This window comes from Candidatus Methanocrinis alkalitolerans (assembly GCF_029167205.1).
GTDB lineage: Archaea > Halobacteriota > Methanosarcinia > Methanotrichales > Methanotrichaceae > Methanocrinis > Methanocrinis alkalitolerans.
The window spans coordinates 12,916-29,301 of sequence record NZ_JARFPL010000005.1 but is presented as its reverse complement, the minus strand read 5'-3'; the positions used below and the strand labels follow the sequence as shown (position 1 = coordinate 29,301).

Annotated in this window: 21 protein-coding genes and 1 tRNA gene; 9 read left to right on the top strand and 13 right to left on the bottom strand. The window is 60.7% G+C overall.

The annotated features are described in order from the left end of the window. Positions 1-8: 8 nt before the first annotated feature. Both endA and P0O24_RS02365 read left to right on the top strand, forming a co-directional pair. Entirely contained in the window at positions 9-1,067 is a 1,059-nt protein-coding gene (endA, locus tag P0O24_RS02370) for a tRNA-intron lyase (protein WP_316968135.1), read from the top strand. A gap of 24 nt (positions 1,068-1,091) precedes the next feature. Next, positions 1,092-1,565, top strand: coding sequence for a tetratricopeptide repeat protein (locus tag P0O24_RS02365; protein ID WP_316968134.1), 474 nt, complete (start codon positions 1,092-1,094; stop codon positions 1,563-1,565). Between the two features lie 59 nt (positions 1,566-1,624). Here P0O24_RS02365 and P0O24_RS02360 read toward each other — a convergent pair. From P0O24_RS02360 to P0O24_RS02345, 4 genes are all read right to left on the bottom strand, one after another. Beyond that, positions 1,625-1,696: transfer RNA gene (locus P0O24_RS02360), tRNA-Ala, on the bottom strand. 25 nt (positions 1,697-1,721) lie between these two features. After that, complete coding sequence (locus P0O24_RS02355; protein WP_316968133.1) at positions 1,722-1,988, bottom strand: elongation factor 1-beta; 267 nt, start codon at positions 1,986-1,988, stop codon at positions 1,722-1,724. A gap of 9 nt (positions 1,989-1,997) precedes the next feature. After that, positions 1,998-2,165 (bottom strand): HVO_2753 family zinc finger protein, encoded by a 168-nt coding sequence (locus P0O24_RS02350; RefSeq protein WP_316968132.1) that lies wholly within the window; start codon positions 2,163-2,165, stop codon positions 1,998-2,000. Between the two features lie 10 nt (positions 2,166-2,175). Beyond that, a complete protein-coding gene (locus P0O24_RS02345; RefSeq protein WP_316968131.1) occupies positions 2,176-2,859 on the bottom strand; it encodes an amino acid kinase family protein in 684 nt (227 codons plus the stop codon). A 245-nt stretch (positions 2,860-3,104) separates the two neighbouring features. On the opposite strand from P0O24_RS02345, the gene P0O24_RS02340 reads away from it, so the two are divergent. The 4 genes from P0O24_RS02340 to P0O24_RS02325 are packed head-to-tail and all read left to right on the top strand — an operon-like array spanning position 3,105 to position 6,155. Then, positions 3,105-3,494, top strand: a complete 390-nt coding sequence (locus P0O24_RS02340) for an NUDIX hydrolase (RefSeq protein WP_316968130.1) — start codon at positions 3,105-3,107, stop codon at positions 3,492-3,494. Between the two features lie 29 nt (positions 3,495-3,523). Further along, positions 3,524-5,221 (top strand): glutamate--tRNA ligase, encoded by a 1,698-nt coding sequence (locus P0O24_RS02335; protein ID WP_316968129.1) that lies wholly within the window; start codon positions 3,524-3,526, stop codon positions 5,219-5,221. A gap of 27 nt (positions 5,222-5,248) precedes the next feature. After that, on the top strand, positions 5,249-5,836 hold the full coding sequence (locus tag P0O24_RS02330; RefSeq protein ID WP_316968128.1) for a hypothetical protein: 588 nt from the start codon (positions 5,249-5,251) through the stop codon (positions 5,834-5,836). A 31-nt stretch (positions 5,837-5,867) separates the two neighbouring features. Further along, positions 5,868-6,155: a hypothetical protein gene (locus P0O24_RS02325; protein WP_316968127.1), complete on the top strand. Its 288-nt coding sequence runs from the start codon at positions 5,868-5,870 to the stop codon at positions 6,153-6,155. A 106-nt stretch (positions 6,156-6,261) separates the two neighbouring features. On the opposite strand, the gene P0O24_RS02320 is transcribed toward P0O24_RS02325, so the two are convergent. Then, positions 6,262-7,083, bottom strand: coding sequence for a geranylgeranylglycerol-phosphate geranylgeranyltransferase (locus tag P0O24_RS02320; RefSeq protein WP_316968126.1), 822 nt, complete (start codon positions 7,081-7,083; stop codon positions 6,262-6,264). A gap of 145 nt (positions 7,084-7,228) precedes the next feature. Between P0O24_RS02320 and P0O24_RS02315 the strand changes: the two genes are divergently transcribed. Beyond that, a complete protein-coding gene (locus P0O24_RS02315) occupies positions 7,229-7,879 on the top strand; it encodes a hypothetical protein (protein WP_316968125.1) in 651 nt (216 codons plus the stop codon). Positions 7,880-8,002: 123 nt separating this feature from the next. Here the strand turns inward: P0O24_RS02315 and trpD are convergent, their stop codons facing one another. The 8 genes from trpD to P0O24_RS02275 all read right to left on the bottom strand — a co-directional run bounded on the left by trpD (position 8,003) and on the right by P0O24_RS02275 (position 15,319). Then, entirely contained in the window at positions 8,003-9,112 is a 1,110-nt protein-coding gene (trpD, locus tag P0O24_RS02310; protein ID WP_316968124.1) for an anthranilate phosphoribosyltransferase, read from the bottom strand. Between the two features lie 64 nt (positions 9,113-9,176). Beyond that, entirely contained in the window at positions 9,177-10,208 is a 1,032-nt protein-coding gene (locus P0O24_RS02305) for an alcohol dehydrogenase catalytic domain-containing protein (protein ID WP_316968123.1), read from the bottom strand. 278 nt (positions 10,209-10,486) lie between these two features. Continuing rightward, complete coding sequence (locus P0O24_RS02300) at positions 10,487-11,317, bottom strand: D-aminoacyl-tRNA deacylase (protein WP_316968122.1); 831 nt, start codon at positions 11,315-11,317, stop codon at positions 10,487-10,489. Beyond that, positions 11,314-12,375, bottom strand: coding sequence for an Lrp/AsnC family transcriptional regulator (locus tag P0O24_RS02295; protein ID WP_316968121.1), 1,062 nt, complete (start codon positions 12,373-12,375; stop codon positions 11,314-11,316). Before P0O24_RS02295 ends, P0O24_RS02300 begins: the two co-directional genes overlap by 4 nt. Before the next feature lie 137 nt (positions 12,376-12,512). Next, on the bottom strand, positions 12,513-13,124 hold the full coding sequence (locus tag P0O24_RS02290; RefSeq protein WP_316968120.1) for an MBL fold metallo-hydrolase: 612 nt from the start codon (positions 13,122-13,124) through the stop codon (positions 12,513-12,515). Positions 13,125-13,139: 15 nt separating this feature from the next. Next, positions 13,140-14,480 (bottom strand): adenylosuccinate lyase, encoded by a 1,341-nt coding sequence (gene purB / locus P0O24_RS02285; protein WP_316968119.1) that lies wholly within the window; start codon positions 14,478-14,480, stop codon positions 13,140-13,142. Positions 14,481-14,867: 387 nt separating this feature from the next. Continuing rightward, entirely contained in the window at positions 14,868-15,098 is a 231-nt protein-coding gene (locus P0O24_RS02280; RefSeq protein WP_316968118.1) for a type II toxin-antitoxin system HicA family toxin, read from the bottom strand. Next, positions 15,095-15,319, bottom strand: a complete 225-nt coding sequence (locus P0O24_RS02275; RefSeq protein ID WP_316968117.1) for a type II toxin-antitoxin system HicB family antitoxin — start codon at positions 15,317-15,319, stop codon at positions 15,095-15,097. The genes P0O24_RS02280 and P0O24_RS02275 overlap by 4 nt, the downstream gene beginning before the upstream one ends. Before the next feature lie 599 nt (positions 15,320-15,918). On the opposite strand from P0O24_RS02275, the gene P0O24_RS02270 reads away from it, so the two are divergent. Next, on the top strand, positions 15,919-16,146 hold the full coding sequence (locus P0O24_RS02270) for a type II toxin-antitoxin system HicB family antitoxin (RefSeq protein WP_316968116.1): 228 nt from the start codon (positions 15,919-15,921) through the stop codon (positions 16,144-16,146). Further along, entirely contained in the window at positions 16,130-16,363 is a 234-nt protein-coding gene (locus tag P0O24_RS02265) for a type II toxin-antitoxin system HicA family toxin (protein WP_316968115.1), read from the top strand. The genes P0O24_RS02270 and P0O24_RS02265 overlap by 17 nt, the downstream gene beginning before the upstream one ends. Positions 16,364-16,386 lie beyond the last annotated feature (23 nt).

The following is a 16,386-nucleotide window of genomic DNA, read 5'->3' as shown; positions in this document are numbered from 1 at the left end:
CATTTTTTATGTCCAACGGCGTGATCGAAGGCGACCTCTCCGGAAAGAAGGTCATCCTGGGAGGAGAGGCGACGGAGGAGCTCTACCACCAGGGGTCCTTCGGGAGGCCCGTGGAGGGGGGCCTAGAGCTCTCCCTGGTGGAGGCTGCCTACCTCCTGGACCGGGGGAGGATAAAAGTCAGCCTCGACGGGGCCGACCTCGACTTCCGATCCTTCTTCGAGGCGGCGACGTCCATCGAGACGGGGTTTGAGTTTCGGTACGTCGTCTACAAGGACCTCCGGGAGAGGGGATACTACGTCCAGCCTGGGGTCACCGACTTTCGGGTCTATCCCCGGGGCGGAAGGCCTGGGAAGACCCCCGCCGAGTTCTACGTCCAGGTGATCTCTGAGAGGCATCCGGTATCCCTAAAAGAGCTGGTGGAGCCGATGAAGGTCTCAAGACAGATGAGAAAGAGGCTGATGCTGGCGGTCGTCGATGAGGAGAGCGACATAACCTTCTACGAGGCGAGGGAGAGGGAGCTTCGAGGGGATATGAAAGTGGAGGCCCGGGGAGGGACCGCCACCCTCCTGGAGGATAGGGTGATGCTCTGGGACCCGGAGGCCTCCGAAGACCTCCATGAGGGGGGGTTCTACGGAAAGCCCGGTGGCGGAAGGCTCCAGCTCTCCCTGGTGGAGTCAGCGTACCTCCTGGAGAGGCAGGTCCTCGATATCGTCGACCGCTCTGGCGCCCACCTCTCACCAGAGGAGTTCGCAAGGAGGGCGAAGGAGATCGAGGAAGACTTCGAGATGAAGCGGCAGGTATACCGGGATCTCCGGGACCGAAACCTGGTGGTCAAGACCGGGTTCAAGTTCGGAAGCCACTTCCGGGTCTACAAAAGGGTGGAAGGTTCAAAGAAAGTCCCCCATTCAGAGTACCTCGTCCACGCCGTCCCCGACGACCACGTATTCCACCTCCCCGTCGTCTCCAGGGCCGTGAGGCTCGCCCATAGCGTGAGAAAGGTGATGATCTTCGCCCGGCAGGAAGAGGGCGAAGTGAGGTATCTGGAGATAAGCAGGCTCAAGCCCTGAAGGCCGAGAAGACCCATCGATCTTATGATCAGATCAGGTGTAGGAATCAGGCGGCTCTTTTCTTCCTTTCAGCCCCCCTCATCATCAGAACGGAAACCTCCATCATCATCGAAAGATGATCGAGATCTCCTCCGCGATGGAGACGGCCACCTGAAAGAGGGGATGCTAGACCTCGCCCTCCGGTCCTACCAGAGGGCAGCCGGGACGGGCGGCGGCGGTCCGGCGGAGAAGAGGGCGGCGATGATCTACGAGATGATGGGAAGGTACATGGAGGCGATCGCCTCCCTAGATCGAGCGGTGGCGATCGACCCCACCGATACGACGGCCTGGATGGGCCGGGGCTTCGTCTTCTGGCGGCTGGAGATGTGGCCAGAGGCCCTCGCCAGCTTCGAGCGGGCCATCGCCACAAGCCCCAAGGACGGATATCCCCGCTACTGCAGAGCGGTGACGGCAGAGGAGATGGCCAAAAAAAGGAGAAGATGCCGATGGAGAGGGTGATGGGCTGGCCTTTGTAGAGCTGACCCGCAATGAGCTAAAATTTTTCCGAAGGAGTCGGATGGACTCGGCGGGATTCGAACCCGCGGCCTCTACCTTGCGAAGGTAGCGATCTACCCCTGATCTACGAGCCCTCGATTAAAACGGCAAAGGAGAGGTTCAGAGAAGTCCTACCTCTTCCACCTCTACCGACTGGACGCCCTCCACCCCGGCGACGGCGGCCTCCAGCCCCTCAGTCCCGGTAACCCCCTCCGCCAGGATCACCGCCAACATCAGCGCCTTCAGGCCGAAGGCTATGGGCACTTCGGCGAAACCATGAAGCCTCGCCCCCTCCGGAAGGACCGCCACTACGGCATCCTTCAGCTTCTCCAAGTCGACCTCGGCGGACTCGGGCATAACCTTCAGCTTGGCAGCAACTTCCCCCATCTCATCACCTCAGGGGCCCAAAAACCCGCAGTTGGGACACGTATAGGGGTTGCTCTGCTTTCTGCATTTGTTGCACCTCATAATTATATCCCCGCAGTTGGGGCAAGGGAACCTGGCGCCGTCCGGCCCGATCATCGTCACTCCGCATGACATGCATCTCTCTGATTTTTCCGTCATGTTACTCTCTCTATCTGCCTTGATCGATCCCAGGGTATAAACTTTCCCTTACGTCAGGACCGGACCGACCAACACCCCTCCCTCTTATAAGGGTTCCGCCCCCACCGGTCTTCAGGTTCGCGACGAACCGGCCGGGGTCCCTCCCGTCGAGGACCAGGCAGCTACTCCCCGATCTCCTCAAAATCCGAAGAGCGCCCTGGTCGATGCAGCTCTCAATCCCCAAGAGCTCCTCTGCTGAGACCTCCACCGCGACCCCGCCGTCGAGGATGACGCCTTCGACGTCCGTCGCCTTGACCAGATCGACGGAGAGCCTCGAGGCGACGAGGGCGGCTACGGAGTCGGAGGTGTACTCCCAGCTATGCTCAAGCTCCCGGTCGTCTTCCATCAGGAGACGGCGCGGGAGGAGGATTCGGACCCCTGAAAAGGGAGGTTTTATATCTTCGGTGAGGGCAGCCCCCGTCCCGTCCGCCAGAAAGTGGGCGTAGACTTCCATCGACAATATCGCCATCCAGTGAGCAGTCTCCTCGGATAGATCGTATCGGTCGTATAAAGATCTCACCAGGTCCGCCATGGGACCGCCGCCGGGAACCATGAGGAAGCAGATCCCTTCCTCCGAGAGAGAGACGAGCCCCCTCACGATATCCCTGGAGACGTCGATCAGACTTCCCCCGATCTTGATCACGCAGAGGGTCATGCCGACTCCAGGGCTTACAAGGTATATCTGAAATGCGGAACGAACGTTGCGAAGGAGGACCGATTCAGAAGGAGGATCAAACATATGGTTTTGAAGAGAAAAGAGCGCAAAAGCCGATATTGGATGTAGGGTAAAGGAGGGAGACTAAGTCCATCGACTTTTGCCAATCTGACCTACGTCATTTGTCGAATATAAACCTTTCGGTGGGCCACTGCCTTTAAGTCTATATAAATCTTCTGCCTCCCATGAAGACGCCGTCGCTGGCAGCTGACGCCCTGATCCTCTTCGGCGAGGGGATCGTTCTGATAAGAAGGGAGAACCCGCCCTACCGGGGAAGTTACGCCCTCCCCGGAGGGTTCGTGGAGGTGGGGGAGACCGTCGAGGAAGCGGTCCGGCGGGAGGCGAAGGAGGAGACGGGGCTGGATATCACCCTCCTGAAGCTGGTGGGGGTCTACTCGAAGCCGGATCGAGACCCCCGGGGGCATGTAGTCTCGGTATGCTATCTCGCCTGGGGGTGGGGGGAGATCTCGGCGGGGTCGGACGCCTCTGCCGCGGAGGTCTTCGGCCCCGAGGTCCTGCCTCCTCTCGCCTTCGACCACGCATCGATGGTCAGAGACGGGCTGGAGAAGCTTTAAGATCTCCGCTGAGAGGAAGGTGCTCTTGAATGGCCGACGATATCAGGGAGATCATAGAGAAGTACGCCCTTCAGAACGCGGTGAAGTACAGGGCCGCGCCCCAGGCGGGAGCGGTGATGGGAAAGCTGATGGGGGAGCGACCCGACCTGCGGGGGAGGGCGAAGGAGGTATCGCCCATAGTCGCCTCGGTCCTCTCAGAGGTGGCGGGAGGGGGGCCGGAGGAGTGGGAGAAGCGGCTTATCGAGATCGCCCCAGAGCTTCTCGCGGAGCTTGGAAGCAAGAAAGAGCCGGATAAGGGGCTCGCCGCCCTCTCCGGGGCCGAAGGCGGCGTCGTCATGAGGTTTGCCCCAAACCCCAACGGTCCGCCGACGGTCGGATCTGCCCGGGGGATCATCATCAACTCCGAGTACGTCAGAAGGTACGGCGGAAGGTTCCTCCTCCGCTTCGACGACACCGACCCCGTCAACAAGAGGCCGATGCCGGAGGCTTACGGCTGGTATATCGAGGACTGCCGGTGGCTGGGGGCGGTCCCCGACGAGGTGATCATCGCCAGCGACCGTCTCCCCGAGTACTACGAGGTGGCGAAAGAGCTGATAGAGAGGGGCGGAGCCTACGTCTGCCGGTGCGATCAGGCCTCCTTCAAGGCCCTGAAGGACGGTGCAAAACCCTGTCCTCACAGGGACCAGAGCCCCGAGGAGAACATGGCCCTCTGGGGAGAGATGATGAGCGGCGGCCTGGGACCCGGCGACGCCGTCCTGAGGATAAAGACGGATATCCTCCACAAGGACCCGGCGTTGCGGGACTGGGCCGCCTTTCGGATCGTCACCGCCGACCACCCGAGGGTCGGCGATAGGTACCGGGTCTGGCCCCTCCTCGACTTCGAGTCCGCCGTCGAGGACCACCTCCTGGGGGTGACCCACATCCTCCGGGGTAAAGACCTGATGGACAGCGAGCGAAGGCAGAGGTACCTCTACGACCACATGGGCTGGAGTTACCCCAAGACGATCCATTGGGGGAGGATCAAGATCCACCAGTTCGGCTCCTTCAGCACCTCCGCCCTCCGGCGGGCCCTGGAGGCGGGGGAGTACTCCGGCTGGGACGACGCCCGGATGCCGACGGTCCGGGCCCTCCGGCGGAGGGGGATCCGCCCCGAGGCGCTCAGGAAGTTCATGGTGGAGCTGGGGGTGGGGGAGACGGATATCAGCATCAGCATGGACTCGATCTTTGCCGAGAACAGAAAGATCGTCGACCCCGATGCCAAGAGGCGTTTCTTCGTCAAGGACCCGGTGGAGATGGAGATCGATGGGAACGTGCCAGCGGTGGCGAACGCCCCCTTCCACCCGACCCTGGACCTGGGTCTTCGCGAGATACCCGCGGGGCCGAAGCTCCTCGTCTCCGCCGACGACCTCACCGACCTGAAGGCAGGAGCAAGCCTGCGGCTCAAAGACCTCTGCAACCTCGAGATCGTCGCCACCGACCCCCTCCGGGGACGGGTCATCGGGACCGACCCCCACCAGGCGAAGGAGATGAAGCTACGGATCATCCACTGGGCTCCCCCCGACGGCGTCCCCGTCCGGGTGATGCGCCCCGACGGCGTCGACTCCGGGATAGGTGAGGTCGGGATAAAAGAAGACCTCGATAGGGTCGTCCAGTTCGAGAGGTACGGCTTCGTCCGGATCGATTCGGTATCTGAGGATGAGGTTGTGGCGTACTTCGCCCACCGATAAGGGAGTCGATTAAGGTGTAGAGGCATTATGAACTCCAAAGATATCGCCCTCACGGGCCTCCTGATAGCCCTCGCCTGGTCGGTCCACTACCTGATGAGGTTCTCTGGATCGATCACCGGCGATCTCCAGTTCGGAATATCGATATCCTTCTACTGCCTCATCGTCCTTCTGATCCGGATGTCCCTCTCGCAGGCCTCCATTGTGGGCCTCGCCACCGGCCTCGCCCTCGCCACCGCCACTGCAGCCCCCTTCCCCCTCGCCAATGTCCCTGCCCACATGGCGGGGATCGTCTCCTGCAAGATCGCCGCAGATAGACTGAGGGGTGAGGACGGCTCTCTGCGGCCGGGGGCGGTCTCGGCCGCTGTCGTCATCGCGACGGCCTCAAGCTTCCTCGCCTTCGTCCTCGCCAGCTACTATGGTATCCTCTCGTTTCCAGAGCTGGCCCGGGGAGGCGCCGGGATAGTCGAGGCGATAGCCGACGGGAGGATCGGCCTCGTCGGATTCGTCGCCCCCTCCTTTATGAAGGTGGGGGTGCCGACGATCTTATCAAACGCCCTCCTGGCGCCGATCCTCTACGCAGGAGCCGCCGGGATCAGGTCGAGATGGCGGCCTTAGAAACGTCGACTGGTGGAAGGATGATGGTGGGATGGAGGAAGGTGAGGGAGGGATGAGGAAAGGTGAGGGAAGGATGGGGAAAGGTGAGGGAGGGATGATGGAAGGAAGGGCCGGGGTTTTGGAGGTGACCATCATCCCAGGGGAGAAGGAGTGCGAACTCTGCGGAGGAGGAGGGAAGATCCTGGTCAGAAGGGCGATCTGCACCGAAGCCCTGGAGGAGACGAAGATCTGCCCCGGGTGTGGCGGCGGTGGCCAGGGCCGCAGCCGCCCCTCATCCGGCGGATGGCGGCGGATCTTGAGCCTTCTGCGACTCCGATGATGGGGCAGTCTTCAGACTCGGGACCTTTTTTGCGCGCTTTATTTCATCTTCGCCGTCTCCGGGCGGCTTACCTCTGAAATGCCCGTCTATCCAGCCGGTACCCCCTTTAAAGATACCCCAGCCCCGAGGCCGCCGCCACCATGAACGCCACCAGGGCGGCCGTCATCCCCGCCTTCAGCATCTTCTGGGCCCTGGGAGCGTCCCCTTGGAGGATCCTCGCGAGGGCCACAAGAAATAGGAGGTCTGCGACGGTGACGGCGACGAGGTAGGCCCTCCCCAGGGGTGCGAGGTAGCTTAAGACGATCGCCGCGACGACGAAGAGGGCGGCGAGGAAGGACGACCTCCTCTCGCCGATGACTATCGGCAGGGTCCTGGCTCCACTGGCGCTGTCGCCGGCGACGTCCTCGATGTCCTTCTCGATCTCCCTTGCCAGGGTCGCCAGGGCCGCGAGGCTGAAGAGGAAGACGGTTATGCCGACGTTCCCTCCTGCCGCTCCGCCGAAGAGGAACGTCGATCCCGTCAGGTACCCGACGGCGAGGTTTCCGGCGAAGGGCGTCACCTTCAGGTTTCTGGCATAGAGGTAGAGGAGGATCGAGTTTGCGACGGCTATGGCGAAGGCGAGGGCGTTTATGAATAGAGCGAGGGCGGACCCGGTGGCGAAGAGGACGACCGACCAGCCCCTCGCCCAATCCGGGCTGATCCTCCCGCTGGGTATAGGCCGGCGGGGCCTGTTGATGGCGTCGATCTCCCGGTCGAAGTAGTCGTTGATGCCGTTTCCCGCCCCCGTCACCGCGAAGACCGCGAAGAAGACCAGGGCGAGGGTGAGGGGGTCGGGGCTGCTGCCGGCCACCAGGAGGCCGATCAGTGCGGCTATCCCGGCCAATAGACAGTTTCCGGGCCTCATAATCTCCAGATATACCTGCACCATTATCCTCCAAATCCTCCCGACGGATCTGACTTAGCTCTCATCTATGGATAAATTTATGCCCCCATCGTCGAGGGCTCAAAGGGCGGCACCGTTTGATCCGGGGCCAAAGGTCTTAAACTCTGAAGATATATAAGTCCCAATATGAATGGGTCTCGAAAATCAGGCGGATCGCAGAGCCGTGAGAGGTCAGAACGGCTGGCTTCAGGAGCCTCCAGGCCCCGGGGGATCTGATCCGATGGCCGTCACCTTCGATCCGGAGACGAGGCTGGACCACATGGCAGACTACCTCGGCAGGTTTCATCTCAACCTCACCTTCGAGGAGGGGAGGGTCCAGCTCCTCCGGCTCCGGCTGACCGGCTACAAGCTCGCCGCCGAGATCGGCGACGGGGCGGGGAGGAGGAGGGTCGACGATATGATCAAGAAGGGCTATCAGAGCCTCGGGGAGCACTGGGAGAGGGAGTCCCTCGACCCCTACGACGACCCCTGTCACGCCCAGTACGAGCTCCTGGCGGAGCTGCGGTCCTACGTCTACCGGGACCTCTCAGAGCCGTTCATGGCCTTCATAAGGTCGGAGTTCAAGAAGATCTTCGTCCCCACCCTGCGGCTACTGACGGAGCTTTGCAGATCTGCGAACAAGTACCCCTGGGACCAGGTGAAGGTCCAGCTCCAGGAGATCATGGCGGAGATCGATGTCGACGTCGAGTGGAAGGTCTGCGACGATTACATGGAAGGGTACCTCGCCAAGGTCTCTGGGATTTTGGAGATCCGAGATGAAAAGGCGACGGGTGCGGATTGACCGGGTTTGAGGATGCCGTTATCTCGCAGCATAAGAGACGGGATCGGCTGCTGAGGAGCATACGCCTCTCCACCCCCGTCGATCTTCTGAGGCCGCCTCTAAGCCGCCTCGTTGATCTTCCCATCAGCTGGCCATATCGATGAGAAGCTCCAGCCTCTCAGCCCCGGCGAGGGGGTCGGAGTTCTGGGAGGCGACCCAGTCGGCGAGCTTATCTATGGCACCACCGGACCTGATGAGATCCTTAGATATCGAGAAACCCTCCCGCAGGCCGTCGGCCTTCCCGGCGGTGCAGAGGACGGGCGCGGAGTTGATGCATACCGCCATCTCCCTGGGACCCCTCTCCATCCCGGAGAGGACCCTTAAGAGCTCCACCGCCTCCTCGACCCGATCTTCCCGGGGGAGGAGGAGGTTCTCGTCCACCGATCCTGCCCCGAAGTCTCTCGGAGATACCTCGAAGGTGGCGATCCTGCCGTCTTCCCCAACTTCGGCGACGAAGGTCTTCCCCGATGGAGATACCTCGTCCATACCGCGTTTGCCGTCGGCAGAGAGGCCGTGGACGACCATCGCCCTGGAGTAGCCTATCTTCTTCATCGCCTCGGCGATTGTAACGACCAGATCCTTTGAGTAGACCCCCCGCAGGCCCCTGCGGGGCATCGCCGGGTTCGCCAGGGACCCGGCTATGTTCAGGACCGTCCCGAACCTGATCTTAGCCAGGATCCGGCCCAGACCCAGGGGGTGGACTTTGGGGCTCATGCCGTTGAAGATTCCTATCCCCGCCCTCTCGATGCTCCCTACAACGATCCCGGGGTCCGCCTCCACCTCCACCCCAAAAACTTCCAGGATGTCGACGGTCCCGCACCGGGAGGTTATCGCCCTGGCCCCGTGCTTTGCCATGGGGACCCCTGCGGCGGCGGCGACGATCGACGCCGCGGTGGAGATGTTGAAGGTATCGACGGCGTCCATCCCCGTCCCGCAGTTCTCGAAGAGCTCTCCGGAGACCCTGGGAGACACCTTGAAGGTGTCAAGGTCGTAGATCGCATCCCACCCTCCTGCGATCTCGTCGGAGGTGGGACCCTTGGCGGTGATCGCCGCCAGAAACGCCCCCTGATGGGCGTCGGGCTGCTCATCAGAGATCACCTGGGTGAACATCTCCCTGGCCTCATCTCTCGAAAGGCTTTCTCCGGCTATCAGACGGTTCAACCGCGACCCAAAGAGCTTCGCTCCATCATCCAAATCCGATCACTCCATCCAAATCAGTCCGATCCGTATGATTACGACCGCCATCCGGACAGGATCGCTATCCAGAATCGGCCACCACCGCCTTCAGCCCCCGGCGCTCGCCGACGTGCTCCATCCCCCTCATGATCTCCCGCAGGGAGATCCTCTCGGTGATCAGACGGCGGACGTCGATGCGCCCCGGGATCAGCTCCAGAGCCTTCCGGTTCTGGGCGGGGGTGCATCCATAGGAGCCGACGATCATATGTTCCCGGTAGTGGAGCCGGTTCAAGTCCAGCCTCGCCGAGGCGAGGTTCGGGGGGAGCCCTGAGAAAAGAGATATCCTGCCTCGGGTGGCTAGGAGAGAAAATAATTCGGAGTCGACGAGAACGTCCCGGCTGGCGAGGATTATGACGTCGAAGCCCCTTCCTGCCGTCAGGTCCATCCCGAGATCGAAGAGATCCTCCCTATTGGGATCGACGACGAGATCCGCTGAGGATCGGGCGAGGCGCGCCCGGCGATCCAAGGGCTCCGCTACGGCTACCACCGACGCCCCCCTCAGGCGGGCCAGCATGGCATGAAGGAGCCCTGCAGGACCCGCCCCAAAGATCAGGACGGAATCTCCGACGCCAACCCCCGCCAGCTCCTGGGAGTTTATGCAGCAGGCGAGGGGCTCCGCCAGGGCCGCCTCCTCGAAATCTAAGTCATCGGGGATGGGGTTGACGGATCCGTTCTCCACAGACGCCCTTGGAACCGCGAGATACTCGGTGAACCCGCCGTCGAGGTTGAAGCCGATGATCCTGATCCGCTCGCATAGGTTTTCTGCCTTACTCCGGCAGGAGGGGCAGCTTCCGCAGTAGACCCCAGGGTAGATCTGGACCCTCTCGCCGACTCCTGGGCCCCGGCCGTCCCTCTCGGAGACGAACCCGGAGATCTCGTGGCCCAGGATCCGGGGATAGACGAGGTCTCTCTGGCCGCGTTCGTACATCTTGACGTCGGTGCTGCATATCGAGGAGGCCACCACCTTCAAGAGGAGACCTCCGGGAGGACATTTCGGATCCTCCACCTCCCGGAGGTTCATCCTTCCAGGCCCCTCCAGCACGGCGGCCATCATAAAAAAGTTACCTCAATAGTTATTATACAGCTCTCCATAATCCAAACCTCCATCAAGGGGAAATGTCTTCTTTCGACGGCTTACAGAGGTATATTCTTGTATTTAACAGTTTCTTATTATTAACAAAGATTGATCAGCGATAAAGCTGACTTTAGTTATATCAAATTCGTATTCTGATTTTGGAACCGTTTCGAGAAGATGAGTCAGCACCAGATGCAGGGGTTATGAAGCAAGAGAGGCGAGGCGACTGAGGTCGCTGAAGCCTTTAGACAGAGGGGCTATCGTATCTCCAGGGGATAGATCTCCCTTATCTCCCCCTCAATCATGGCCGGAAGGCCGATCTCCTCCAGCCCTTCGATGATCTTCCTCTTATCCGCCGACCGGAGGGACTTTCGGTCGAGGTAAGCTCCGACGGCCCCCGACTTCCTCCTCGCCTCCTCGAGGACCTCCGCGTCCAGCCCCCCGGCCTGGTAGTTGGAGAATAGGTGACCGAAGGCGATATTCGTTTCCATGAGGAGCTGATTCTGCCGCTTTAAGTAGTGCCCCCCGCCAAAGCCTATGAAGGGGGGAGAGTTCAGATCCGAAAGCTCCAAGATAGACCTGGCCACAGCCTCGCCAGCCGCGGGATCTCTCCACTCCTCCGGGCCGCTTCCGATCTCCGCGAAGAAGGAGGGGGTCGATAGGTCTGTAGGGCCGTGGTGGGTCGCCTCGACGGTCACCTCAAACCCCTCCATGGAGAGAGCGGCCAGGTTCAAGATGAAGGACTTCAGGGCCTTCGGAGCCGCAACCGCCAGCTCCCTGTCGCTGCCGCCCAGGACAGCTTCTCCGGGGTTACCCGAAAAGTGGCCGCAGAGCCGGGGGACGGCGTCCTTCGCCTGGTGTCTAGAGGCGAAGACGATCAGCTCCGGAGATAGGCCCATCCTCCCCAGCCTCTCCTCCAGCCCCCGGAGGGATATCAGCTTCTCCCCGAGGATGACTAGCCTGTGCTCTTTGAAGCTGGCAAACAGCCCCCCTTTGTCCTCCCAGGGGGCGAGGCTCATCAAACTCTCGGCGATGTTGAGGCTGGCGGGGTCGCATCTTGTGGCGACGACGACGATATCGCCGGTCATACGTCAGTCTCGACTTCGAGCATCGACTTGACCATGGGGGCAAAGTCGACCTTCCGGACCTTCAGCTCTCGGAGGGGCATTATGACGTACAGGGGCCTCTCCTCTATCAGACCCGCCTCGGCGAGAGCCCTCAGCTCCAGGTCCATCCTCTCCTTCATCTCTACGTAGCACTGGGATAAGAAGGACCCGAAGATCTCCCCCGGCTGGATGTAGCTGTAGACGGCAGCCCCGATCCTCCGGAAGGAAGAGTAGACCTTCATCATATCGTCGGAGGTTGCCTTCGGCCTGACGTTGATGTGGTAGAAGATCATCAGCTCGCAACCTATCTTCTTCCAGTTGACGTTCGCCTGCCGGGTCAACAGCCCGCTCTGGAAGAACTTGTTCCTCTTTCCGGATATGGTGGGCCTTGAAATCCCCGTCCTTCGCGAGAGCTCCAAGTCCGAGAGGGCGGGGTACTTGACGAAGGCGTGGAGAGCGAGCCTGTCCTTATCGGTTAGCTTGACCGAATCCTCGGGGATCTCCTCCTCCTTGGGAGGCTCCTCCAAAAGGTCGGTTCTGCCGAGATTGAAGGTGTTCTCCACCGCCAGGGCGGAGTCCCAGGAGATCCTTGTCAGGGAGAAGGGGTAATGGCAGCAGCGGATGTCCTCGACGAACCCCGCGTCCCTGTAGTCGTCCATGACGGGATCGAAGACCATCTTGAAGTCGGTGAAGCTCTTAGAGTAGACGATGGATACCGAATCGGTGTCGGTGGCGGAGTGAAATACGGAATGGGGATGGTCGACCCATTCCTGGAACCCAGCCTTCTTCCTCCTCACCTCCACCGGAGCTTTGGGGCTGTAGCTGGCGAAGATCGCGGTCATCATCTCCGCCCCCACCCCCACCCCTGAGGGGACGTTCAGGAGCTGGACCATCTCCCAATCCCTGAACTTTCTTTTGCTCTTGAATATGGTGGATCGATCGACGCCGATCTTCGAGGCGAGATCGATATCGCTGAGCCCCGGGTACCGGGCCAGGCCGTAAAGGACGAGCTTCTCTTTTGACGTAAGTTTAAGCGGCATCGGCGATCCATATACATTTTTTACTATTAATAGATTGCCTATTTTGCATTTTAGATTGATTGCCGCCGCATATAAGCGAGATCAAGATGACATTTTTAGCAGGGATCCGGGAAAGGATCGCCGATACAGGTCGAAGTTCAGCCCAGGCCCGTCACCCTCGTCCTCTCCAGAACTGAGAACGGGTGGTCGTGGCCAGGGACCACCAGATCCGCCACCTCCACGATCTTCTCCATGCTCATCATCGCCAGTTCTCGATCTACATGGAGGCGAGGAGGTACCCACTTCAGATAGTTTCTCATCAAGGGGAGGGCATCTCCGGCGATGACGATCCTACTCCCGGACTCGCAGACGACGGATATGGAATCCGGGGTGTGGCCAGGGGTCTCCATGATCCAGACGCCGGGAGCGACGAGATCCCCCTCCTTCAGGCCAACCTCCCCCCCATCCTCGGCCTCGACCTTTCCCGATAGGACCTGGGCCCTGGTGAATAGCCGGTTACTTCCACAGTGGTCGGAGTGGTCGTGGGTGTTGATTACCATGTCTATTTCTTCGGTGGAGAGGCCGTGGGCTGCCAGCGCCTCGGCGACCTGACCTGCCTCGTCCTCTCTCCCGGTGTCGACGACGATCTTTTTGGGGCCGGCGAGGATGAGGGTCACCGAGGAGCGGGCGTCGAGGACATTCCCATCCTCGTCCCTAACAAGGCAGCCGGCCTTCAGCAAGAAGGCCCTGGGCCTGGCTTCTGCATTCATCTTCGAAGGTGCTCATCATTTTAGGAGCGGCGATAGCTTCAAAAGGAGCCGGTCGACCTGCTCGACGGCGGTACCTATGTACTGGTGTGGATCGAGGAGCCGGTCGATCTCCTCGTTGGATAGGTGAACCGCCACAGTCTCCTCCCCGGCCAGGACCTCAGCTAGGGTTCGATCATCCTCGACGGCCCTCATGGAGGCGCTCCTCATGATCTCGTGGGCCTTCTGTCTTCCGACGCCCCTCTTCGCCAGCTCCACCATCACCGATTCCGCCATGTTAAGTCCCCGGAGAAGTTGGAGGTTTATTTCGACCTGCTCGAAGTTTATGGTGAGCCCCTCCAGGATCCGCGCCGTGAGGGCGAGGATGTGGTCGGTGAAGATGAAAGCCTCGGGGAAGAGGATCCTCTCGCAGCTGGAGTTGGTGAGGTCCCTCTCGTCCCAGAGGGGGATGTTGGCGAAGGCCGGCTCCATCTGGGCTCTGACGATCCGGGCGAGGCCGCATACCTGCTCGGACTTGATGGGGTTACGCTTGTGGGGCATGGTGCTCGAGCCCACCTGCCTCTTGCCGAAGACCTCGGAGACCTCGCCGATCTCGGACCTCTGGAGGGTCCTGATCTCGACGCAGATCTTCTCGAGGGTCGATGCGACGAGCCCCATCCAGCAGATCATCTCTGCGTGGCGGTCCCTCTGGACGACCTGGTTGGAGACGTCCACCTCGAAAAGGTCGAGGAGCTCCATCACCCTCGCCTGGACCTTCATCCCGTCGGCGCCGAAGGCCGCCTGGGTCCCGACGGCGCCGCTCATCTTCCCGACGGCGGCCCGGGGCTCCATCTGGGCAAGCCTCTCCAGGTGGCGGGCCATCTCCGAGGCCCAGACGGCGAACCGGAGGCCGTAGGTGGTGGGAACCCCGATCTGGCCGTGGGTCCTCCCGGCGCAGACGAGCCCCTTGTGCTCCTCGGCCCGGTCGAGGAGGACTCTCAAAACCCACCTCACCTTCTCCTCGAGAACGGAGAGGGAGGCCTTGATCTGCAGCCCCGTCGCCGTGTCCAAGATGTCGTTGGAGGTGGCGCCGAGGTGGACCCACTCGCCGGCCTCCTCGCAGGCCTCGGCGAGGGCGTGGACGACGGCCATCATGTCGTGGCCTATCTCGTCCTCGATCTCCTTCGCCCTCTCGGGGCGAGCCCGTTCGGCGGCCCGGGATATGTCGTCGGCGGCCCCCGCCGGGATCAGACCCAGCTCCTCTTCGGCCCGGGCGAGGGCGGCCTCCACGCGAAAGAGGCAGCGGAACCTGTAGTCTTCAGACCAGAGATCTTTCATCTCCGGGTTTCCGTAACGATACTCGATGGGATGAATCGCCATGATCAAAGCTCCAGAAGGGGATGAGAGAGGGTATAAAAGGAGGTTTTGGTCGCGGGCCTCCGATCGCGGGCCTTTCGGCCCCCCTCCCGCTGCCTGCGGGTCGAGGGCGCCCTGGGGTCGATCCTAAACTCCGGGGCAGTTAATAACCATGGTCCCACTGATAGCGAAAAAACAGCATACCTAGTTAATAAAATTATAACTATGCATCAGGCATAATTAAGCTTACTGGTGCTGTATTTGGCCTGCATGGTTATTAAACTTGCGGAGTTTAGGGTCGATTGGCCGGGAGACGCGCGGCGTGGGTTTGTGGATGGCGAAGATTATGCGCCCGAACCGCCAGACGGAGAGGATGGGCGGCGGGGACGCTGAAAAAGATAAGGCGGCCCTTTATTTCATAAGATCCCTAAATTCGTCCGCCGTCAAGTCCGCATCTTTCAGGATGCTTTTTAGGATTTTTGGGTGGAGGATCTTTCCCGAGTGGTACGGAATGGTTATCCTCGTGCCTTCTTCGTTCTTGAAAATTTTATGGCTGCCGCTCTGCCTCGCCAGGAAGAAGCCTGCCCTTTCTAAGGCTCTGATGGCGTCATCGGCGGAGACTCGTGGAAGTTTATCCGTCATACGGCCACTTCAAGAGATGTCAGGCTGACGAATTCGACCTCTGGAAGCTCTTCACCAGCCTCAAGGATATCCTTCACGTGCAGTGATATCGCGTCCTCTATATTTTCCAGGGCCTCTTCATAAGTATCTCCCTGGGTGTAGCAGCCCTGAAGTTCGGGACAGAAGGCAAAGTACCCGTCCTTGTCCTTCTCGATCACCACGGAAAAGCGATAATTCTTCATGCCTTCACCATTTGTGTTCATTAGATTCTGGTCTAATACCTTAAGAGGATTTCGAAAAACCCAGATGGTGGTGGAGGCAACGATCCCGGCCTTTCGGCCTCCCTCCCGCCGCCCACGGTCGAGGGTGCCCTGGGCTCGATCGGCCGGGTGACGAGCGCGGCGTGGGTTTCGGGGACGGTGGAGATGATGCGCCCGACCGGCGCCGCACGGGGATGAGGGTTCACGTACCCGAGCCGAGGGAGGTCGCCGACGACGAGGTCGATCCCGGCGCGGCCCGAAAGGCCAGAGGGCTCAATGCGCCCGGCGATCACAAGGAGATCGCAGCCTGGCGTTCGGCCGAGTCGAGCCCAATAGACCAGCGCCGAGGGCGGCGCCCGCCCTCGGCGGGCGCAAGCCGCCCAACAGACGACCTCAAGCTGCCTTTTGCAGTTTTGGGTCGCGTACTCGCTTTACTGAAAATCGCCACTCGAATCGAATTCAAGGGACTTATTTTCCGCCAAACAGCCATTACGTCACCCGTTAGCGCTATTCAGTAATCTGGGTACGCGACCCAGTTTTGCAGAGAAGATTTATATTCTGAAAAGCGAAAATAACCTTTGATGAAGCGCCTTCACGACTATACGATCGTCCTTCGTCCGGACGATAACGGCACCTTTGTAGCCTACGTGCCCGCCATCCCGGGGTGCCACGCCTGGGGGCGAACTCCCGAAGAGGCGCAGGCCGAGATCGTCAACGTATTCGAGATGATCAAAGAAGAATACAGAGAAGAAGGAAGGCGATTGCCCCAGGACGTCGACCTGGAGACCGTCGGTGCCTGCCAAAGCTAAGGACCTGGAACGGGCAGCCGCAAAGCTTGGATTTCAAAAGATCCGACAGAAAGGCAGCCACGCCCGTTGGAAGCATCCTGATGGACGGGCGACGACCATTCCCATCCACGGCAACAGCGAAATTGGCGGATGGCTATTTTATGAGATCCTCAAGCAGCTGGGCATCTCTGAAGAGGATTTCTGGAAGCTCGCGCGGGGCGACGGCGGCAGAAGATAGAACGATCTGCTATCACCACTCTT